17 protein-coding genes are annotated in these 21,257 nt (G+C 73.0%); 9 read left to right on the forward strand and 8 right to left on the reverse strand.

All coding sequences use genetic code 11. The features are described from left to right. The first annotated feature begins 30 nt into the window (after positions 1 to 30). Both AC1DP1_RS15895 and AC1DP1_RS15900 read left to right on the forward strand, forming a co-directional pair. The gene (locus AC1DP1_RS15895; protein ID WP_477507632.1) at positions 31 to 657 is read left to right on the forward strand and encodes a YceI family protein; all 627 of its coding nucleotides are present in this window, start codon (positions 31 to 33) and stop codon (positions 655 to 657) included. Between the two features lie 104 nt (positions 658 to 761). After that, positions 762 to 1,727 (forward strand): FUSC family protein, encoded by a 966-nt coding sequence (locus AC1DP1_RS15900; protein WP_477507633.1) that lies wholly within the window; start codon positions 762 to 764, stop codon positions 1,725 to 1,727. A 9-nt stretch (positions 1,728 to 1,736) separates the two neighbouring features. Here AC1DP1_RS15900 and AC1DP1_RS15905 read toward each other — a convergent pair whose 3' ends face one another. Beyond that, positions 1,737 to 3,182, reverse strand: coding sequence for a phospholipase D-like domain-containing protein (locus tag AC1DP1_RS15905; protein WP_477507634.1), 1,446 nt, complete (start codon positions 3,180 to 3,182; stop codon positions 1,737 to 1,739). Positions 3,183 to 3,358: 176 nt separating this feature from the next. Here AC1DP1_RS15905 and AC1DP1_RS15910 point away from each other — a divergent pair, with 176 nt between their 5' ends. From AC1DP1_RS15910 to AC1DP1_RS15940, 7 genes are all read left to right on the forward strand, one after another. After that, entirely contained in the window at positions 3,359 to 4,039 is a 681-nt protein-coding gene (locus tag AC1DP1_RS15910; RefSeq protein WP_477507635.1) for a hypothetical protein, read from the forward strand. Between the two features lie 13 nt (positions 4,040 to 4,052). Further along, entirely contained in the window at positions 4,053 to 5,639 is a 1,587-nt protein-coding gene (locus AC1DP1_RS15915; RefSeq protein ID WP_477507636.1) for a DNA polymerase Y family protein, read from the forward strand. A 12-nt stretch (positions 5,640 to 5,651) separates the two neighbouring features. Next, complete coding sequence (locus AC1DP1_RS15920) at positions 5,652 to 9,047, forward strand: error-prone DNA polymerase (RefSeq protein ID WP_477507637.1); 3,396 nt, start codon at positions 5,652 to 5,654, stop codon at positions 9,045 to 9,047. A 101-nt stretch (positions 9,048 to 9,148) separates the two neighbouring features. Beyond that, positions 9,149 to 10,090: a glycosyltransferase family 2 protein gene (locus tag AC1DP1_RS15925; protein WP_477507638.1), complete on the forward strand. Its 942-nt coding sequence runs from the start codon at positions 9,149 to 9,151 to the stop codon at positions 10,088 to 10,090. Next, complete coding sequence (locus AC1DP1_RS15930) at positions 10,087 to 10,836, forward strand: sulfotransferase family protein (protein WP_477507639.1); 750 nt, start codon at positions 10,087 to 10,089, stop codon at positions 10,834 to 10,836. Before AC1DP1_RS15925 ends, AC1DP1_RS15930 begins: the two co-directional genes overlap by 4 nt. Positions 10,837 to 10,874: 38 nt before the next feature. Beyond that, entirely contained in the window at positions 10,875 to 12,071 is a 1,197-nt protein-coding gene (gene rffA, locus AC1DP1_RS15935; RefSeq protein ID WP_477507640.1) for a dTDP-4-amino-4,6-dideoxygalactose transaminase, read from the forward strand. Continuing rightward, entirely contained in the window at positions 12,068 to 12,790 is a 723-nt protein-coding gene (locus AC1DP1_RS15940) for a class I SAM-dependent methyltransferase (RefSeq protein ID WP_477507641.1), read from the forward strand. Before rffA ends, AC1DP1_RS15940 begins: the two co-directional genes overlap by 4 nt. Here AC1DP1_RS15940 and AC1DP1_RS15945 read toward each other — a convergent pair. The 7 genes from AC1DP1_RS15945 to AC1DP1_RS15975 form a co-directional block, all read right to left on the reverse strand. Next, entirely contained in the window at positions 12,765 to 13,982 is a 1,218-nt protein-coding gene (locus AC1DP1_RS15945) for a hypothetical protein (RefSeq protein ID WP_477507642.1), read from the reverse strand. The genes AC1DP1_RS15940 and AC1DP1_RS15945 overlap by 26 nt on opposite strands. After that, complete coding sequence (locus AC1DP1_RS15950) at positions 13,979 to 15,544, reverse strand: hypothetical protein (RefSeq protein ID WP_477507643.1); 1,566 nt, start codon at positions 15,542 to 15,544, stop codon at positions 13,979 to 13,981. Before AC1DP1_RS15950 ends, AC1DP1_RS15945 begins: the two co-directional genes overlap by 4 nt. Before the next feature lie 35 nt (positions 15,545 to 15,579). Continuing rightward, entirely contained in the window at positions 15,580 to 17,148 is a 1,569-nt protein-coding gene (locus AC1DP1_RS15955; protein ID WP_477507644.1) for an ABC transporter permease, read from the reverse strand. Between the two features lie 53 nt (positions 17,149 to 17,201). Further along, positions 17,202 to 18,137: an ABC transporter ATP-binding protein gene (locus AC1DP1_RS15960; RefSeq protein ID WP_477507645.1), complete on the reverse strand. Its 936-nt coding sequence runs from the start codon at positions 18,135 to 18,137 to the stop codon at positions 17,202 to 17,204. A 133-nt stretch (positions 18,138 to 18,270) separates the two neighbouring features. Continuing rightward, positions 18,271 to 18,969, reverse strand: coding sequence for a response regulator (locus AC1DP1_RS15965; protein WP_477507646.1), 699 nt, complete (start codon positions 18,967 to 18,969; stop codon positions 18,271 to 18,273). A 213-nt stretch (positions 18,970 to 19,182) separates the two neighbouring features. Further along, entirely contained in the window at positions 19,183 to 19,497 is a 315-nt protein-coding gene (locus AC1DP1_RS15970) for a hypothetical protein (protein ID WP_477507647.1), read from the reverse strand. A 265-nt stretch (positions 19,498 to 19,762) separates the two neighbouring features. After that, a complete protein-coding gene (locus tag AC1DP1_RS15975; RefSeq protein WP_477507648.1) occupies positions 19,763 to 21,100 on the reverse strand; it encodes a GAF domain-containing sensor histidine kinase in 1,338 nt (445 codons plus the stop codon). Positions 21,101 to 21,257: the final 157 nt, after the last annotated feature.

Here is a 21,257-nt window from a genome sequence, read left to right on the forward strand (position 1 = left end):
CAAAACCTCTCGCCCCCTCAGGAGCCCCCGATGTCGTTCTTCCGCCGCACGTCCAAGCCCGCCGCCCACGTCGCCGCCTCGACGCCCAGCCAGGCTGCCGCCCCCGTCGCCGTCGCCGAGCGCGATGCGCTCACCGGTGACTACACCATCGACGCCAGCCACTCCCGCCTCGGCTTCTCGGCCCGCCACGCGATGGTCACCACCGTCCGCGGCCAGTTCACCGACTTCGAGGGCACCGCGTACGTCGACGCCGAGAACCCGGCCGCCTCGACCGTCTCGCTCACCATCCGCCCCGCCAGCGTCTCGACCGGCTCCGCCGACCGCGACGGCCACCTGGTCTCCGCCGACTTCTTCGACGTCGAGAACCACGACGCCATCACCTTCGCGTCGACCTCCGTCGAGCGCGACGGCGCCGAATGGACCGTCACCGGCGACCTGACCATCAAGGGCACCACCCAGTCGGTCAGGATCCCCTTCGAGGAGACCGGCACCGCGATCGACCCGTTCGGCAACACCCGCGTCGGCTTCGAGGGCGCGACCACGATCAACCGCAAGGACTGGGACCTCTCCTGGAACGCCGCGCTCGAGACCGGCGGCGTGCTCGTCTCCGAGAAGGTCAAGCTCGAGTTCGACGTCTCCGCGATCAAGAACGCCTGATCACCTCGCCGATCTTCAGCACCTCCCTCGCGGACGGACCCGGGACCAGTGGTTCCCGGGTCCGTCCGCGTGCCGTCGCACGTGACCTGTTCCGCCTGAACCCCGTGCCGCCCGGGCAGCACCGGGTCGCCCTCCGTGCCGGCCTCAGCGTCGCCGTGCCGCTGCTCACGCTCGTCGCGACCGACCGGACCTCGTGGGCGGTCTACGCCGCCTTCGGCGCCTTCACCGCGCTCTACGGACGCAGCCGGGTGCACCTCCCCCGCGCCGCGATGCAGTGCACCGCGGGCCTGTCGCTCGTCACCGCCGTCGGGCTCGGGGCGCTGGTGTCGGCCGTGGGGGTCGGCCCGTGGGCGCTCGTGCTGCTCAGCGCGCTCGTCGCCGCCGCCGGCTCGGTGGCGTCCACGGTCTTCGACTGGCACCCCTCGGGCCCGCTCTTCCTGCTCTTCGCGTTCGGCACCGTCTCCGCGGTGCCGGCCACGACGGCCGACGTCCCGGTCGCCCTTGCGGTGTCCGCGGCGAGCGCAGCCCTCGCCGTGGTGATCGGCAACGTCGGCGCCGTCGCACGTCGTACGCCGTGGACTGCTCCCCCGCCGCTGCGGCGGGTGCCGGGGTACGTCGACCCGCTGCGCTACTTCCTCGTCACGGTCCTTGCGGGTGGAGCGGCCACCGCCGCAGGGATCGGCCACCCGTGGTGGGCGATGGTCGCGGCGGTCGCTCCGCTGAGCGTCAGCGGCCGGGACCACCAGGCCGTACGCGCCGCCCACCGCAGCGTCGGCACGGTGCTCGGCCTGCTCACCGCCGCGCCGCTGCTGCTGCTCGGGCTCGACCCGGTGCCACTCGTGCTGGTGGTCGTCGTCCTGCAGGTCGTCACCGAGCTGGTGGTGGGCCGCAACTACGGCATCGCGATGCTCTTCATCACCCCGATGGCGCTGCTGATGGGCCAGCTCGGGTCGTCGCAGGACGCGGCAGGACTGCTCCTCGACCGGGGGGTCGAGACCCTGCTCGGCGTGGTCGTGGCGCTCGCGGTGATCGTCGTCGAGCACGGACGCGCCTCGACCGCGGCGCACTGACGCCGTCGGTCAGTCGGCTTCCCAGTAGGGACCCGGGAGGTAGTGGTCGGGCTCGACGGTGGTGACCGGGCGACGGACGGTCCGCCAGACGGTGCGCATGGAACCGTCGGGCTGGCGCACCTCGCGGCGGACCCGGAAGTTGGCGTACGTCGTCGTGTAGGCGTTGCGGGTGTTGCGGGTGTTGTTCCACTGGTAGTCGAAGTTCTTGAGGTACTTGTTCGCGACCACCGCGCCCTTCACGGTGAACCAGACCTCGTCGTTGGCCGTGCTCAGGCTCGACCAGTTCACCGAGCCCGTCAGCACCATCGAGGTGTCGGGCACGCCGTTGTAGGTGCCCTGGACGACGAGGTACTTCTGGTGGCTGTAGTAGTCGAGGATCAGGTCGTCGATGCCGTCGTTGTTGAGGTCGAAGTTGTCGTCGAGGTTGTAGTCCATGCCCGTCGATCGGAGCGGGATCCGACCGCGCTTGGTCGGGGCGGCGATGACGCCCTTGGTGTGGTAGCCGATGAGGCCGTAGGTGACCCGCACGTCGCAGCCCTGGACCCATTTCTGTCGGATGGCCTCGGCGAGGTAGTCGCCGCGAGCCCCGCGCATGGTGTGCATCGACAGGGCCAGGCGGGTGCGCTTCACCTTGCCGGTCACCGGGTCGGGGGTCAGGCACTGGATCCGGTCGAGCATCGTGACCACCAGGTCGTCCTTCGGCCGCGAGACCCGGGGGAACGCGACGGCTGTGTGCTTGTCGACCGAGTCGTCGCACGCCGGGCCGATCGGGACGCCGCAGAAGTACCACGGCTCCTGACGGGTGTCGTAGTCCTTGGACATGTCCTTGAAGAGCGCCACGAACTGGCGGAACAGCTCGTGGTCGCCGTCGGTGAAGTAGAGGTCGTTCCACTGGTGGATGGCGGCGTTGCGCGTCATGTTGGCCGAGCCCACGGCCAGGACGTCCTCGGACGTGCCGGCCTGGCTGAACAGGTAGAACTTCGTGTGCAGGTTGTTGAACTCGTTGGCCGCCCCCCGGCAGCTCTGCTTGCACTTGTAGATGAAGCTGTTCTTCTTGCGGTTCTTGCCGATCTCGGCACGCACCACCTTCATGGCGGGCGTCTCCCAGTGGTCGTTGAGCAGCATCTGCACCTGCACCCCACGACGGTGGGCCGCCACCAGCGCATGCGCGACCGGCAGCCGGTCGAAGGAGTAGATCGCGATCCTGATCGACGAGCCCTTGGGCGTGTTGTTGATGGTCTTGATCACCCGCCGCTCGATCTCGAAGTGACCCTTGGCGAGATGCGGGTCGTTGAAGAAGGGGCCGCTGAAGGCCTCCCACTTGTTCGGCTTCGGCTTGGCCGCCGCCTGACCGGCGGACGACGCGACGTCGCTCGCCTGCCCGGGAGCCACCAGGCCCAACGAGACCACCACTAACAGGCACAGGCTCCCCACGAGCCTCGAGATGATCGACACGACCCCACCCTTCCGTCGAACAGTCTGGTCAGCATAAGCAGACCCGGACCGTTCCGGGCCGCGCATCGCACCGCGTCTCGCCACGGCGTTCAGGTCGTGGTCTGATGGCCCACCCGCAGGGCGGCAGCGACGGGCCCTCGCTTGACTCGTTCGAACACGTGTTCGATCATGGAGACATGTCGTCAGCCCGCTCCGTCGCCGCGCTCGACCCGGGCAGGTCCGTGGTCGAGCAGCTGCGCGAGCGGGTCGCCGCGATGGAGCGCAGGCCCGCCGGGGACCCCGTTGCCACCCTGCCCGGACTGGTCGACCTGGTCCCCCTGCAGGCCGGATCGACCTACGCCGTGGACTCGGCGTCGCTCGCGCTCGCCCTCGCCGCCGGGGCCTCGCGGGCCGGCGAGTGGGTCGGCTTCGCCGGGTGCGCCGACTTCGGTGCCGAGGCCGCCGCGGAGCTCGGCATCGAGCTGTCACGCACCGTGCTGGTGCCCGACCCCGGCGAGCACTGGCTCGAGGTCACCGCAGCCCTCGTCGACGTGCTGCGGGTGGTGGTGCTCCGCCCGCCGGCCACGGTCGACGAGCGCACTGCGGGGGTCCTCGACTCCCGGCTGCGCACGAGGTCCGCGGTGCTGGTCGTCCACGGCCAGTGGCCGCGCGTGTCGGCCCGGCTGAGCGTCGAGGAGTCGGTCTGGACCGGCCCGACGTCGGGCGCCGRTGAGCTGCGGGAGAGGCGGGCCCGCGTCGCGGTGCACCGGGGCGCGCGGCCACCCCAGCGCGCCGACCTGGCCTGGCCGGGCGGGCACCGGGTCGACCCGGGCTCCGAGCGGCAGGCCCGCGAGGTGCGGGAGATCCGACGGGCATGACGAGCGTCCGACGATGAGGGTCATGGTCGTGTGGTGCCCCGACTGGTCCGTGGTCGCGGCGCTCGAGGAGGCCGACCGGTCGCTGCGCTCCCCCGCCGCCGTGCTCTCGGCCAACGTCGTGGAGGTCTGCAACGGTCCCGCCCGCGCCGAGGGCGTACGCCGGGGGCAGCGCCGCCGCGACGCGCAGGCGCGGTGTCCCGAGCTGCTGCTGCTGCCGACCAACCCCGACCGGGACGCCCGGGCCTTCGAGCCGGTCCTCGCCGTGGTCGAGGACCTGCGCCCGGGGGTGGCCGCCCTGCGTCCCGGGCTGCTCGCCGTCCGGGCCCCGGGCAGCTGGTACGGCAGCGAGACCGCCGCAGCGGCGACCGCCTGCCAGGCGCTGGTCGAGACGGGCGTGTGGGACGTGCGGGTCGGCATCGCCGACGACCTGTTCACCGCCGAGCAGGCCGCCCGGGTGGCGGAGGTGCAGGCGTGGACGGTCGTCCCTCCCGGAGAGTCGCCCACGTTCCTGCGCGGCCTGCCCGTCCACGTGCTGCAGGACGACGGCGCCCGCGGTCGCGAGCTCGTGGGCCTGCTGCAGCGGCTCGGCCTGCGCACCCTGGGCGACCTCGCCGACCTCCCGGGCGACGCGGTCGAGCACCGGCTCGGGGCCTACGGTGCGACGGTCCGGCGACGGGCGCGGGGCGAGGACCCGACGCTGTTCGCGGCGCGCACCCCGCCGCCCGAGCTCGACGCGGAGGTGCCGTTCGAGCCGCCGCTCGACTCTGTCGAGGCGATCACCTTCAGCGTCCGCACCACCGCCGAGCGCTTCGTCACCCAGCTCGCCCACCACCAGCTCGTCGCCACCGGCGTGCGGGTCGAGGCCGAGTCCGACGGGGTCGTGTGCTCGTCGCGCTCCTGGCTTCACCCGCGCCACTTCAGTGCGCGTGACCTCGTCGACCGCGTCCACTGGCAGCTGCAGTCGGCCGGGTCCACGAGCGGGGTCAGCGGCTCGCTGCGCGGCCGCAAGGACGCGGGCGTCGTGCGCGCGCCGATCGACCGCGTGCGTTTCGTGCCCGAGCTCGTCGAGCCGGCGGCCGCGCACGGCGAGGCGCTCTGGGGGTCGGCGTCCGACGACCTCGTCGAGCGCGGGGTGGCCCGGGTGCAGGGCATGGTCGGCTTCGACGCCGTACGCCGCCCGGTGCTGCAGGGCGGTCGCAGCCCGTCGGCGCGGCAGGCGCTGGTGCCGTGGGGCGAGCGGGCGGTCGACCTCCGCCCGGTGGACCGGCCGTGGCCGGGCCGGGTGCCGGGGCCGGCACCGGTCCGGGTGTTCGCCCCTCCCCGGGCCGCCGAGGTGGTCGACGACGGCGGCCGCCCGGTGTGCGTCACCGACCGCGGCGTGGTGAGCGGGGAGCCGCGGCACTTCCGGGTCGCCGGGCAGACCGGCGACCTGCCCTGGCAGCCGGTGACGGCGTGGGCGGGGCCGTGGCCCACCGACGAGGGCTGGTGGTCGGGCGGGGCCGGACCCACCGCGCGCTTCCAGGTCGTCGGTGCCGACGGCCGGGCCTGGCTCCTGCTGCGAGCGCCGGACGGCTGGTCGTTGGAGGCCGGCTATGACTGAGCGGGTGCGCTGATGGGCTGGAACAACCCCGCCATGCGGTGGAAGGAGCTGGAGCGCCGGCTGAGCGGGCTGCCCGGTGCCGACGACGCACCGGTGTCGCGCCGCAAGCGCGCCTCGACCGAGGCCCGCTCGATCGAGCGACCCGCTGCGGTCACCCCCTATGCCGAGCTGCACTGCCACAGCCACTTCAGCTTCCTCGACGGCGCCTCCTCGCCCGCCGAGCTGGTCGAGGAGGCCGTCCGGCTGGGCCTGCACGCCCTTGCGATCACCGACCACGACGGCTTCTACGGCGCCCCCATGCTGGCCGAGGCGGCGGCTGCCTACGACCTGCCCACCGTCTTCGGCGCCGAGCTGTCGCTCGGACTCAGCGGGCCGCAGAACGGCGTGCCCGACCCCGAGGGCAGCCACCTGCTGGTGCTGGCGCGGGGCGTCGAGGGCTACCACCGGCTGGCCGCGGCGATGACCGACGCCCACCTGCGCGGCGACGAGAAGGGTCGACCCGTCTACGACCTCGACGAGCTGGCCGAGCAGGGGCGCGGCCACTGGGCGGTGCTCACCGGCTGCCGCAAGGGTGCGGTACGGCAGGCGCTCGCGACGGGTGGTGAGCCGGCGGCGGCCGAGGCGCTCGACCGGCTGACGTCGCTCTTCGGCCTCGAGCACGTGCTCGTCGAGCTGTCCCCACGCCCCGGCGCCGACGCCACCAACGCCTCCCTCGCCGGGCTGGCCGCCGTCCACGGCCTCGACGTCGTCGCCGCCGGCAACGTCCACCACGCCACCCCGCAGCGGCACCGGCTCGCCTCGGCGATGGCAGCGGTGCGGGCCCGGCGCAGCCTGGCCGAGCTCGACGGCTGGCTCGACCTGTCGGGCTCGGCCCACCTGCGCAGCGGGGAGGAGACGGCCGCGGCGCTGCCGTCGTACCCCCACGCCGTGGCGCGCAGCGTCACCCTTGCTGACGAGCTGGCCTTCGACCTGCGCAAGGCCTCCCCCGCGCTGCCCAAGCGGCAGATCCCCGAGGGCCACACCGCCGACTCGTGGCTGCGAGTGTTGGCGGAGGGAGGGTTCGCCGAGAGGTACGCCGGCGTCCCCCACGAGCGCGAGGCGCGTGAGCGGCTCGAGCACGAGCTGCGGGTCATCGCCGAGAAGGACTTCGCCGGCTACTTCGTCATCGTGCACGACATCGTCGCGTTCGCCCGCGAGCGGAAGATCCTCTGCCAGGGCCGAGGCTCGGCCGCCAGCTCTGCGGTCTGCTACGCCCTCGGCATCACCGCCGTCGACGCGGTCTTCTACAAGCTCCCCTTCGAGCGCTTCATCTCCGCGCACCGCGACGAGGAGCCCGACATCGATGTCGACTTCGACTCCGACCGGCGCGAGGAGGTCATCCAGTGGGTCTACGACACCTACGGTCGCCGCAACGCCGCCCAGGTCGCCAACGTCATCGCCTACCGACCGCGGATGGCGGTGCGCGACGCCGCCAAGGCGCTCGGCTTCTCCCCCGGCCAGCAGGACGCGTGGTCCAAGCAGATCGACGGCTGGAAGTCCGTGGTCGCCGGCGACCAGGGCGACCCCGACGCCCACGACGTGCCCGCCCCGGTGGTCGCGCTGGCCGAGGAGCTGATGGGAGCCCCGCGCCACCTCGGCATCCACTCCGGCGGGATGGTGCTGACCGAGCGACCCATCGGGGAGGTCTGCCCCATCGAGCGCGGGCGGATGGACCGGCGCACCGTCCTGCAGTGGGACAAGGACGCCTGCGAGTCGATGGGGCTGGTCAAGTTCGACCTGCTCGGGCTGGGCATGCTCGGCGCGCTCGACCACATGATGCGGCTCGTCGCCGACCACCTCGGCGAGCAGTGGGACCTCGCGACGATGCCCAAGGAGGAGCCGGCCGTCTACGACATGCTCTGTCGCGCCGACTCCATCGGCGTCTTCCAGGTGGAGAGCCGCGCGCAGATCGGCACGCTTCCCCGGCTGCGCCCCCGTGAGTTCTACGACCTCGCCATCGAGATCGCCCTCATCCGTCCCGGCCCGATCCAGGGCGGCGCGGTGCACCCCTACGTGCGCCGCGCGACCGGCCAGGAAGCGGTGACCTACGACCACCCCGAGCTGGTGCCGGTGCTCGAGCGCACCAAGGGCGTGCCGCTGTTCCAGGAGCAGCTGATGGCCATGGCGGTCACCCTCGGTGACTGCAGCCGCGACGACGCCGACCTGCTGCGCCGCGCGATGGGCTCCAAGCGGGGGGTCGAGCGCATCGAGTCGGTCAAGCAGAAGCTCTACGCAGGCATGGAGCGCCGCGGCATCACCGGCGACCTCGCCGACTCGATCTACGTCAAGATCCTGTCCTTCGCCAACTTCGGCTTCGCCGAGTCGCACGCCCTGTCCTTCGCGCTGCTCGTCTACGCGTCGTCGTGGTTCAAGCTCCACTACCCGGCGGCCTTCCTGGCCGGACTGCTGCGCAATCAGCCGATGGGGTTCTACTCCCCGCAGTCGCTGGTCCACGACGCCCGCCGCCACGACGTCGACGTACGCCGCCCGGACGTCACCCGGTCCGCGGCGCAGGCCGACCTGGAGCCCGTCGTGACGGGCCCGGTGGCAGCCACCGGTCCCACCGCGTGCTGCCGCCCCCGCTTCGAGCGCGTCGAGTGGGTGCCGGGCACCCCCGACCCGGTGCCCGCCCACCGCCGCGACCGGGCGCTCGCCGTACGCCTCGGGCTGGACTCGGTGCGCGGCATCGGCCTCGAGGTCGCGCGCCGGATCGTCGCCGCACGCGACGACGCCCCGTTCACCGGCATCACCGACCTCTCCCGGCGCGCCGACCTGACGTCCGCGCAGCTGGAGGCGCTGGCCACCGCCGGCGCGTTCGACGGCTGGGGGCTCGACCGGCGATCGGCGCTCTGGGCGGCCGGCTTCGCCGAGGGGTCCGAGCACCTGCCCGGCATCACCCCCGCACCTGCCGCGCCGACGCTGCCCGGGATGAGCGAGCCGGAGCTCACCCTGGCCGACCTGTGGGCCACCGGCATCTCACCCGACCGCCACCCGATCGAGCACCTGCGCGACGGGCTGCGCCGCGCCGGCGTCCGGTCCGTCGCCGAGCTGGACGACGCCGAGTCCGGCCGACGGGTCCACGTCGGCGGCCTCGTCACCCACCGCCAGCGGCCGGGCACCGCCATGGGCGTCACCTTCCTCAACCTCGAGGACGAGACCGGCATGCTCAACGTGGTGTGCTCGATCGGGGTGATGAAGGCCCACCGGCAGGCGGCACGCAACAAGGTCGCGGTGGTCGTGCGCGGACGGCTCGAGCGCAACGAGGGCGTCACCAACCTCGTGGCCGACCGCGTCGAGGGCATCGACGTCGTCGTGCCCGGCGCCGGCGCGGTCCTCCAGGCCCGGGCGTCGTCCCGCGACTTCCGCTGACGCTGAGGGGTGGGGCACGCGCGCACCGGTCGGCCCTATGCTCGGGTCGAGCCGCCCACCCCGGGGTGGTGGATGACGAGCAGCAGCGCGAGAGGGGCACCGTGAGCGCCGACCCGGCCGACTTCTCCTACTCGGTCGTGATCCCGGTCTACAACAGCCAGGACGTGGTCGGGCGCACGATCGACGCGGTCCTCGAGGTCTTCGAGTCCGCCGGTTTGCGCCACCAGGTCGTCCTCGTCAACGACGGCAGCCGCGACGGCAGCTGGGACGTCATCAGCGCCCGGGCCGCGCAGTCCCCGCACGTCGTCGCGCTCGACCTGCTGCGCAACTACGGCCAGCACCACGCCAACGTCGCCGGCATGCGAGAGGCGACCGGTGACTACGTGATCACCCTCGACGACGACCTGCAGAACCCGCCCGACCAGGCGCTGCTGCTCATCGCGAAGGCGATGGAGGGCCACGACGTCGTCTTCGGTCGCTTCGACCGCAAGCAGGCGCGGGGCTACCGACGGCTGGGCAGCAGGGCGATCAGCATGATCAACCGGCGGGTCTTCGACCAGCCGCCCGGCCTGGCCGTGTCCAACTTCCGGATCCTGCGCCGCGACGTCGTGGAGCGGATCTGCGGCTCCCGCACCGCCCACCCCTACATCACCGGTCAGGCGCTGATGTTCTCCAGCAACCCCGCCGACGTGCTGGTGCGCCACGACCCCCGACCGGTCGGCACCAGCAACTACGGCCTGCGCCGCATCGCCTCGCTCGTGCTGGCCATCCTGTTCAGCTACTCAGTGTTCCCGCTGCGGCTGGCCGCCGGCATCGGCTTCGCGGTCGCCGGCGGAAGCTTCCTGCTCGGCCTCTTCTACCTCGTCCGCGCGCTCTTCGTGGACTCGTCGGTTCCCGGCTGGACGACGATCGCGGTGCTGCTGGCGTTGATGAACGGCTTCGTCATCATGCTGCTGTCGATGCTGGGCGAGTACGTCGTCCGCACGCTCAACGCGGTCAGCGCGGTCACCACCTACCACGTGGCGCGCCGGGTGTCGTCGTGAGCGGCCGCGACCACCGGCACCTGCTGGTCGTCGGCGCGCAACGGTGCGGCACGACCTACCTGAGCCGGGCGCTCGACGCGCACCCCGACGTCACGATGGCCCGACCGTCGCCTCCCGAGCCGAAGGTCTTCTGCGACGCGACGCTCTCCGCCCGCGGCGCGGAGTCCTACCACCGCACGTGGTTCGCGCACGCCCGCGACGAGACGCTCCTGGGCGACAAGAGCACCAGCTACCTCGAGGACCCGCTGGCCCCGGGCCGGGCGGCGGAGATGCTCGGCGAGCCCGAGGTGGTCGTGCTGCTGCGCGACCCCGTGCGTCGCGCCGTGTCGCACTGGCGGTTCAGCACCGCCAACGGCTTCGAGACCCGCGACCTCGAGGACGCCCTGCTCGCCGACCTCGACGACGACCAGCCGTGGGACCCGCAGCGCTCGTCCGTGTCACCCTTCGCCTACCTGCGCCGCGGCCGCTACGCCGAGCAGCTCGAGCCGTGGTCCGCGACCTTCCCCTCGACCACGCACGTGCTCTTCACCGAGGAGCTGCTGGCCGACCCCGCGGTGCTGACCGGGCTCGTGGCGGACCTCGGGCTCGAGCCGGGTCGTACGCCGGTCCCCGACGGCGAGGTGGTCAACGCGACGCAGGGCGTCGCACCCGTGCTCGATGCAGGCGTGACGGGCACACTCGAGGGGTACTTCGAGGAGAGCAACGCGCGACTGGCCGACCAGCTCGGGAGGTCACTGCCGTGGTGACCCGCGACGAGACGAACGACGAGAGGGAGGTGCCCGCCGTGGCACAGGCACAGGAGCCCGAGGACGGTCCCGCCGCAGAGCTGCCGGACATCCCCTTCAACGTCGCGTCGGTGGAGGGCCGCGAGCTCGACTACGTCCAGGACGTGGTGCGGGGCGGCCACCTGTCGTCCGGAGGCGCCTTCGCCCGGCGGACCGCCGAGCTCATCGCGGCCGACTCCGGCTCGGCCGAGGTGCTGATGACCACCTCGTGCACGGCGGCCCTCGAGCTGTCGGCGATGCTGATGGACCTGAAGGAGGGCGACACGGTCATCGTCCCGTCGTTCACCTTCACCAGCACGGGCCTGGCGTTCGCGCGGCAGGGCGCCGGCCTGCTCTTCTGCGACATCGAGCCCGACACGCTGGGCCTGGACCCCGCACACCTCGCGACGCTCCTCGACGAGCGCGTGCGGGCGGTCGTGATCGTGCACTACGCCGGCGTCGCGTGCGACGTGCAGGGGATCCGCGACGTCCTGGCCGACTGGCCGCAGGTGCAGCTCGTGGAGGACAACGCGCACGGCCTCTTCGGCACCTGGCGGGGCGAGCCGCTCGGCAGCCTGGGACGCTTCGCCACCCTCAGCTTCCACGAGACCAAGAACTTCGTCTGCGGCGAGGGCGGTGCCCTCCTGCTCAACGACCCCGAGGACGTCGACCGCGCCCGGGTGCTCTACGACAAGGGCACCAACCGCCACGCCTTCATGCTCGGCCAGGTCGACAAGTACACCTGGAAGGACACCGGCTCCTCGTTCGGCCTCTCCGACGTGCTCGCCGCCTACCTCCTCGGCCAGCTGGAGCAGCGCGACGCGGTGCAGGACAAGCGCCGGCGCGTCAGCGAGCGCTACGCCGCCGCGCTGGCGCCGTACGCCGACGAGCTGGGCTTCGAGGTGATGCGGGTGCCCGCCGACCGAGGCTCGGCCCACCACCTGTTCTACGTCCTGCTGTCCCACCGCGACCGGCGCAACGACGTGCTCGAGCTGATGCGCAAGGCGGGCGTGCAGGCCACCTTCCACTACCAGCCGCTGCACACCTCCGACGCCGGGCGCTCCTTCGCGGTCCGGCAGACCGACTGCCCGGTCTCCCAGGACGTCAGCGACCGGCTGCTGCGCCTGCCCTTCCACAACAACCTGTCCGACCCCGACCTCGACCGCGTGGTGGCCGCCTTCCTCGAGGCGAGCACCGCCACCCTCCCGGAGCGGTGAGCCCCGGACAGCCGGGCTCGTCGTCGTTGCGGCGCGAGGGCTACTGGTGGCACCGGGCCCGCACCGACCTGCTCGCTGCCGTGATGGCGCCGCACCTCGCGACCCCGAGCCGCACGCTCGACGTCGGCAGCGCGGACGCGCCCAGCGTGGGGTGGATGCGGGGCGAGCACCAGCACGTGGGCCTGGACCTGTTCCCCGACGGCCTGCGGCCCGGTGAGGGCGTCGTCGGGTCGGCGACCGAGCTGCCCTTCGGGGACGGGACCTTCGACGTCGTCTCGGCGTTCGACGTGGTCGAGCACTGCGCGGACGACGCCCGCGCGGTGTCCGAGCTGCAGCGGGTGCTGGTGCCCGGCGGTCGGATGCTGCTCTCGGTCCCGGCCTACCAGTGGGCATGGTCGGACCACGACGTCCAGGCCGGTCACCACCGCCGCTACACGCGCGCGGGCATCGTCGGGCTGGTCGAGGGCGCCGGGATGGAGGTGCGGCGGGCGACGTACGCCTTCGGCGGGGTGTTCCCGCTCTTCGCGGCCGAGCGGTTGCGCCGCCGGCTGCGTCCACCCGTCACCGGTGACTCGCGCCTGCCCGAGGTCTCGCCGGGCCTCGACCGCGCGCTCATGGGCGTGTGCCGGGCGGAGGCGCGCCTGCTGCGCCGCCGCGACCTGCCCTTCGGCTCGTCGGTGTTCGTCGCAGCCGTCAGGCCGTCGTCCGCCCGGCCCTGAGCACAGAAGACGCGGCCACCGCGAGGAGCACGGTCGCCGCGACCTCGGCCGCGACGAACGCGAAGGCGACCCGTTCGACCGGCAGCAGCCAGGTCGTCGGCAGCACCACGACGGCGCCCGCGAGGACAGCGAGACCCCAGGCGCCGGCGACCCGTCCCGGGCGGTCCAGCGCCAGCGCGGCCACCATCAGCACCACGTTGACCAGGGCCAGCGCACATCCGGTCGCGATGACCCCGGCGTCGCCGTGGCCGATGTCGACGGTGTCCCCGAAGACCGCGCGCACGAGTGCCGGACCTGCGGTCCCCCCGATGACGGCCCCCAGCACCACGACCGCGGCCCCCACCACCGCGAGGCGTACCGCGAGGAGGCGGACAGCCCGCAGGTCGCCCGACTCGACGAGCCCGGTGACGTGGTGCGTGACCTGCGGCAGCGTGCCCAGCACGACCATGTACGGCGCGCGGAACAGGGCCAGCGTGGCGAAGACCGCCGTGATCTCCGCGGGTGAGCCGCCGATCAGTGCCAGCACCACCGCTCCCCCGGTCAGCACACCCTGCGCGAGCAGCTGCGCCGTCGCAGCGCCGCCCAGGAACGCCAGCGAGCCTCCCCGGCCCGAGCCCGCCTCGTCGAAACGCCAGGCGCCTGGCCACAGCGCGATCAACGACCCGGCCACCAGGCACAGGCCGTAGGCCACCGGGTCGTGCACCTGCGCCAGCAGCAGCACGGCCACGAGGAGGCACCGCGCCGCGTTCTCCGCGACCAGGCTCACGGCCACCGCACCCATCCGGCCCCGCCCGCCCAGGCTGCCCCGCAGGACGCCGACGGCCGCCGAGCCGAGGACCACGAGCACGACGAGGGCGGGGAACCACGCGTCGTCGCGGTGGAAGAGCCGGTCCCGGAACAGCCAGGCGAGGGCACCGGTGACGACGGCCGCGGCCACCACGACGGCGGCGACGCGTCCGGCCGAGCCTCGGACGTCGCCGGCCCGGCCGGCCGTGAGGCACCGGGTGATCCAGTGCTGCAGCGGGAAGGTGAACGCGGCGCCAGCGAGCGCCCAGACGGTCCAGAGCACCGACACCGGGGCCGCGGCGCTCGCGCCGATCCCGCGGGTGACGAGGGCGAACAGCACGTAGGCCAGGACCCCGCTCACCACGGAGCCCGTGGCGAGCAGGAGCGGGGCGCTGCGCCGGCTCATGGCACGAGCGGCTCGGCCAGCGGGTTGTCGGCGTCGTAGCCCGCCGCCTCCCGCAGCTCGGCGATCTTCTCGTCACCCAGCGACGCGCGGGCGTACCAGTCCCACAGCGGCGCGCTGCCGACGTACACGTAGTCGGGCTGGATCGACGCGCGCCAGCGACGCGAGACCGTCTCCCCCACCGCAACCAGGTCCGGGCCGTCCGCGACGAGGTCGCGCTTGAACCCGTCGAGCCCACCGGGCCAGGTGTCCTCCATGTAGTCCTGCAGCCCACTGCGGAACATCTGGTAGCGCGTGGGGTTGGTACGGCCGGTCAGCACCAGCGGCTGCGGTGCCTCGATCGACGTGATGGTGGCGTCGGCGGGCAGTGTCGCCAGCACTGCGTCCGTGGCCTCGCGCTGGTCCTGCAGGGAGTCGTCCCGGGTCGAGAGCGAGTACGTCAGCGCGACGACGACGGCGGCGACGGCGAGCACCCCCGCCACGGCGCCCCGGGGGCGGCGGGCGAGCCCGTGGGTGGCGACTGCGAAGCCGGCGCCCAGCCCGATCGCCGCGAACGGCAGCACCGGGAACAGGTCGGCCCACGCGTCGTACTCCTCGCGGATCCAGGCGAGTCCGGCGACGAGCCCGGCCGTCATGGCGGGCAGCACGGCCAGTCCCGGTACGGCGGCCCGGGCCCGGCGGGACACGGCGGCCAGGGAGACCAGCACGAGCAGGACCGCGCCAGCCAGGAGCAGCCACACGGTCACCCCGTAGGCGACCTGCAGGTCGTCCCACACCAGCGCGCGCTCGGCGTCGAGCGGGTTCGGGACCGTGTAGCGACGGTTGATGGCGTAGAAGCCGTCCCACGCGACGCCCAGCGCCCCCGTGAGCGCGAACCAGGTGCCGAGCACCGCCACGGGCACCACTCCGCCGACGGCGATCCGCACCAGCGCACCGATCCGGCCGCCCGTCGCGAGCAGGAGCGCGCCCACGGCGACGGCCGTGAAAGTGCTGAAGAACGCCGTCTGCAGGCACAGCGTGGCCAGGGCGGTCAGGACGCCCGCGCTGAACCAGCGCCGGTGCGTCACCGCCCACAGCGCGCCGATCACGAAGAGCGTCATCGGGGTCTTCTCGCGCGGCCCGTTGGACGCGTACTGGATGAAGCCGTGGATGGCGAGCATCGCGCTGGCCGTCACCAGGCCGGCGCCCCGGGAGCGGAACAGGTCGCGGCCGAGCAGGTAGGACACGCAGACGGCCGCGGTGGCCATCAGCATGAAGATCACCCGCGTGGTGATGACGTCGTCGAGGCCACCGAGGCGTGCCACGAGCACCCCCACACCCGGCAGCACGTGCGCCAGCGGCCCGGCACGGTTGAGGACGCCGAGGTAGGGCGGGACGCCGTCGGCCACCTGCTGGCCGGCGTAGCTGTAGATGCCCAGGTCGCGCGTCAGCATCCCGTGGAAGCCGTGCAGCACGTAGACCACCAGGGACACTCCGGCCACCACGGGCACCAGCGGGTCGATCGCGCGCAGCCGCGAGACCCCACCGGGTCGGACGCCGTCGGACCGGTCGGGGCGAGGGGGCACGCGGACACCCTACGGAGTAGGGCTGCCGCGATCGTTCAGGCCGGCAGCAAGAGGTCACGTCGGTGCAGGACCACGACCCCCACCGCCGCGAGGAAGGCTGCCGCGAGTCCGAGCACCAGCAGGGGGACGAGGCTGACATCGACGGCCGGGGCGTTGGGCACGTGGCTGAACGGTGAGAGGTCCACGAGCCAGGACGGGAGACCGAGGGAGGGGCCGAACATCGGTCCGACGAACACGCACAGGACGACCAGGCCCCAGGACGCCCCGGTCGCCCACCGGGGCAGCACCGTCACCACCACCACGACCGCGGCGCCGAGGGTCGCGATCGCGGGGAGCTGCACCAGCGCCGCGGCCGCGAGCTCGCGGGCGAGCGCGCCCGTGCCCCCGAGGACCTGGCCCCCCGCGACGACCAGCGCCGTCGCGAACAGGAGCATCAGGAGCGTGGCACCGGCGAGGGCGTTGACCGCGTACGCACCCAGCCAGCGCAGACGGGTGACGGCGGTCCCGAGCACCGGCTCCAGGACGCCGCCCGCCTCGTCGTTCCGCAGCCGCAGGAGCAGGGTGACGACGTAGATCGCAACTGCTGTGCCCGCGATCTGCAGCATCGAGGCCCAGTAGGCACCCACGAGGTCGGCGGTCCCGCCGAAGCTCTCGTACCACTGCGTGGCCGCTCCCTCGAGCCCTCCGATGCGCTCGCTGAGTGCCCCGAAGACGAGGCCGATCCCGAGCAGGCCGACCGCCCAGCCCAGGAGGGCGCCACGCTGCAACCGCCACACCAGCCCGGCGGGTCGTGCCAGCGTCGGGGTCGCATGCCCGGGCCCCGGCTGCTCGGGCCACATCCCGCGCCCCACGTCCCGCCGTCCGACGAGGACGCCGGCCAGGGTCACGAGGACGGCCGTGGCGCCTGCGGCGAGCCCGAGCGGCCACCACAGGTCATCAGCGAACGGCCGCATCTGCTGGCCCCAGCCGATCGGGGACAGCCAGACGGGCCACGCGCTGGTGACCCGGAGGGCTGCCGAGTCCACCGTCCCGATCATGTTCCCCAGGGCGGCGAGTGCGAAGGACACCCCCAGGACCGCGGCCGCCGTCCCGGTCGCACCACGCGTCGTGGACGCGAGCTGGGCGGTGACCGCGGCGACGCCGGTGAAGACCATGCCGACCAGGGCGATCGAGGCGCCACCGACCAACGAGCCCACCACCGGCTGCCCGACCGCGAGCAGGGCGAGCCCGAGGCCGACGGCCAACGCCACCTCGGCCGCCAGGGCCACGACGACGGCCGCGGCCAGCGAGGCGTACCGCCCGGTCGCCCCCGCGGCCACCAGCTCCGACCGTCCGAGCTCCTCTGCCTGCCGGGTGTGCCGGACGACCGCCAGGATTCCCATCATGGCGGCGAGCACGGCGAGCACCAGGGCGTCGCGGTGCAGCGCGTAGCCGCCGACGCTGGGCCCGGTGACGAGACCGAGCACACGCATACCGGGGTTCTCGACCACGATCCGGGTGTCGGGCTCGAGCAGCTCGGGGTGATCGGCGTAGCTCGCGTCGAACATGGCCGTGGTCCCGGCCAGGAACACGGCCATCCCGAGCACCCAGGCGGGGAGCGTCACCCGGTCGCGCCTGAGGGACAGGAGAGTCAGCTGGAGCCAACCGGTCACGCCGCTCATCGACCCACACCCACCTCGGCGTCCTGCTCGCTCGACGCCACCGCGATGTCCTGACCGTAGTGCCGCAGGAAGAGCTCCTCGAGCGTCGGCGGCGAGGTGACCAGCGACCGCACCTCGAGGTCGACCAGGCGCGCGAGCACCCGGTTCAGCTCCCCGGGATCGACGCTGAAGGTCGCCCGGTCTGCGTCCACGCGTGCGTCGTGCACGCCGGGCCACCCACCCACCGGGCCGAGCGGCTCGGCCGTCTGGACGACCACCGACGTGCGGGTCAGGTGACGCAGCTCGTCGAACGTGCCGGTCTCGGCCGCCCGACCTGCCCGGACGATGGTGACGCGGTCGCAGAGCGCCTCGACCTCGGACAGGATGTGGCTGGAGAGCAGGATGCTGCGTCCCTCCGTCCGCAGCTCCTGGACGACGTCCTGGAAGACCGACTCCATCAGCGGGTCCAACCCGGAGGTGGGCTCGTCGAGCAGGTAGAGCTCGACGGCGGAGGAGAATGCTGCCACGAGTGCGACCTTCTGCCGGTTGCCCTTGGAGTAGGCGCGGATCCGTTTCGTGGGATCGAGCCGGAACCGCTCGAGCAGCTCGTCGCGGCGGCGCGGGTCGATGCCTCCGCGGAGCTCGCCCAGCACGTCGATGACCTCACCACCGCTGAGGTTCGGCCACAGGTTCACCTCGCCGGGCACGTACGCCAGGCGTCGGTGCAGCTGGACCGTGTCGCGCCAGGGGTCGCCGCCGAGCAGGGAGAGCCGGCCCTCGTCAGCGCGGAGCATCCCGAGCAGGACCCGGATCGTCGTCGTCTTGCCGGCGCCGTTGGGCCCGAGGAAGCCGTGCACTTCCCCCGCCTCCACCCGGAGGTCGAGGTGGTCGAGCGCGCGGACCCGGGGCCCGAAGTCCTTCACCAGCCCGGAGAGCACGATCGCGGCGGTCATGGACACCCTCCTCCCGCCTCACGCGCTGCGGCATCTCGGTGCCGTGCGCCACCTGCTGCCTCCAGCACACCGCGATCGCGCCGCTCGTGGCAGGGCCGAACGTCACGCGACGACAGGGACGGGCAGGAGCGACCTACGGGGCCGGGTGTCCCGGACGGCCGTCGCCCGCGGTCGGACGGCGGGCCGCCATCACCGCCGCCTGCGTCCGGCTCTCGACGCCGAGCTTGGCGAGGAGCGTCGACACGTAGTTCTTCACCGTCTTCTCGGCCACGCCGAGGCGCTCGGCGATCTGGCGGTTGGTCAGACCCTCGGCCACCAGCCCGAGGACCTGCTCCTCCTTGGGGGTCAGGTGCTGGGTGAGCGGGTCCCGGTCGGAGCCCTGCCGCAGCCGGTGCAGCACCCGGGCCGTCACGGCGGGGTCGAGCATCGACTGGCCCGCCGCCACCCGGCGCACGGCCGTGACGAGGTCACCGCTGCTGATCTGCTTCAGCACGTAGCCGGACGCGCCGGCCATGATGGCCGCGAACAGCGCGTCGTCGTCGTCGTACGACGTCAGGACCAGCACCTCGATGCGCCGGTCGACCGACCGGACCTGGCGGCACACCTCGATGCCCGAGCCGTCGGGCAGCCGACCGTCCACGATGGCGACGCGGGGACGGAGCGCCGTGATGCGGGCCTCGCCCTCCGCGGCCGAGCCGGCCTCGCCGATCACCTCGATGCCGGGCTCGCACTCCAAGAGGGTGCGGACCCCCCGCCGGACGAGCTCGTGGTCGTCCAGCAAGAACACCGTGATGGTCTCTTCCGAGACGGGGACATGAGCATGTCCGTCCATACGAGCACGGTACTACCGTCCGGGGCCGTTTGGCCCCGGACTTCCTGCCTGGTCCTGACCGGTCCTACGCCACGTCCTCCCGGGCGCGGCGTTGCGCCGCAGCAGAGACCAGACGGGCTGCGCGCACGGCGGACCGGGCTCGCCAGCGCCTCCACGTGGCACGGTCGGTGTCCGGGCCGACGCGGCTCCGGCTTCGTCGACGATCGCGGGCGGTCATCGTGCCCTCCTCGGCCGGGGCACCTCAGGAGCGCGCACGCCGGCCCAGTCGCGCAGGCGGGGACGGCCGCCCGCGGCCGGCCGTTGGGCCAGCAGCTCCTTGGTCCTGCGCTCGGCCTCCGCCACCACCTCCGAGGTCAGGAAGCCGTCGAGCAGTGCGGTGCGGACCGATCGCGAGAACGTCCGCAGGACCGAACCCGCAGGCACGTCGCAGCGGTCGAGGACGAGGCGGTCCGCCGCCTCCCTCAGGTCCTGGTTGGTCAGACCAGGCGTCCAGGTCAGGTCGGCCACCCCTACGGGCATGTTCGTCACGACTGCTCCTCCCCCTGCTGCGGAACCATGCGTCCTCCTGTCCGTGCCCCCGGATCGCGTTCCCGGGTGCCCCGTTCCACCGACCCCTCGTGGTTCGACAGCGCGGCGTGCGGCTGAGGAGCGCCGGTGGAGCGGGGCACCCGGTGCGACCCCGGTGCGACTCCATAGAAATGCAGCGTCGCGAAGCGCGCAACGGACCAAAGTCCCAGCGCGTTCGGGACCCGATCCCGGGACGCGGACGGCCGAGGAGTCCCGGGCCCCGGGCTCAGCCGCCCTGGATCGTCGACCCGCCCTCGACGAGCGGGACGCTCCACGTGAGGGTCGTGCCGGTGCCGGCCCCGGACTCGACCACCAGCTCACCGCCGTGGCCGGCCGCCCGCTCGCGCATGTTGTGCAGCCCGCTCTCCAGGACGTCGGGCGGCATGCCGCGCCCGTCGTCGGCGACGATCACCTCGAGCGTGTCGTGGTCGACGACCACCCTCACCTCCACCGTCGAGGCGCGCGCGTGCCTGCTGACGTTGGTCAGCGCCTCACCCACCACTGCCAGCAGGTCCGGCGTGACCGCCGCGGGCACGGTGGTGCGGATCGGACCCTCGAGCCGCAGCTTGGGCCTCAGCTTCATCGTCGCGGCTATTCGGTCGACGAGGATCTCGATCTCGGTCTGCAGGTCCGTCGAGCCCTCGAGCGTCCCGAGGGCGAAGATCGCGCGACGGATGTCCTTGATCGTGTCGTCGATGTCGACGATGGCCTGGCGCAGACGCTGGGCCGGCTCGCCGGCGGGCACCATCCGCACGGTGCTGTCCAGGCCCAGGCCCACGCCGAACAGCCGCTGGATGACGAAGTCGTGCAGGTCCCGCCCGATGCGGTCGCGGTCCTCCAGCAACGACATCCGCTTACGGTCCTCCCGGCTCCTGGCGACCTGCAGGGCGAGGGCCGCCTGCTCGGCGAAGCTGGTGGGCAGGCGCGGGTCCAGGCGTCGGAACGCGTCGATGCGCTCAGGCGTCCACGCGAGCGAGATCACGCCCTCGATCCCCGAGCCGGATCGCAGCGGGAGGGCCATCATCGGGCCGACCTGGGGCCAGCCTTCGAGGGACGAGGGATCCACGGCACGCGGATCCGTGGCGAGGTCGTCCACGGAGACGGGCAGGCCGGTACGCACCACCAGGCTGGCCAGCGACTTCTCCATCGGCAGGGCGTGCATGGCCTCCCGGTCGACCGGTGCGCCCGCCACCACCTCTAGGTGCAGGTCCTGGGGGTCGGAGCCGCTGACGACCCAGGCCACGTCGGCGCCCGACACCGACCTGGCCCGGTCGGCGACGGCCTGGAGGGCGGTGGCGGCCGGTGTGTCCTCGGAGAGCAGGGAGGTGATCTCGACAGTGGCGCTCAACCAGGCCTGGCGCCGCTCGGCCTCCTCGTAGAGGGTGGCGTTCTCGATCGCGACGCCCGCGGCGGCCGCCAGTGCTACGACCACCGAGTCGTCGACCTGGGTGAAGTCCTGCCCGCCGTGAACGCGCGTCAGGACCTCCCGGAGGAGGTGATCGAAGTCGACCTCCGCCAGTCCGTCGTCCCGCGGCTGCGGTCCGCCCTCCCCGTCCGAGTGCAATCGCCCTCCCGACGTCTCCCCCGACGGCTTCGAGCCTAGTCCCGCGCCGCGTGCACCGGAACCCCGACGGCGACGATTCCGCACCAGTCGCCACCGCTCCTAGAATGAGCGCTGCAGAGGGTTCAACGCGTCCTTGGAGGTGGGTTCGGCGCGTCGT

It is taken from the genome of Nocardioides sp. P4_G10 (assembly GCF_056401175.1).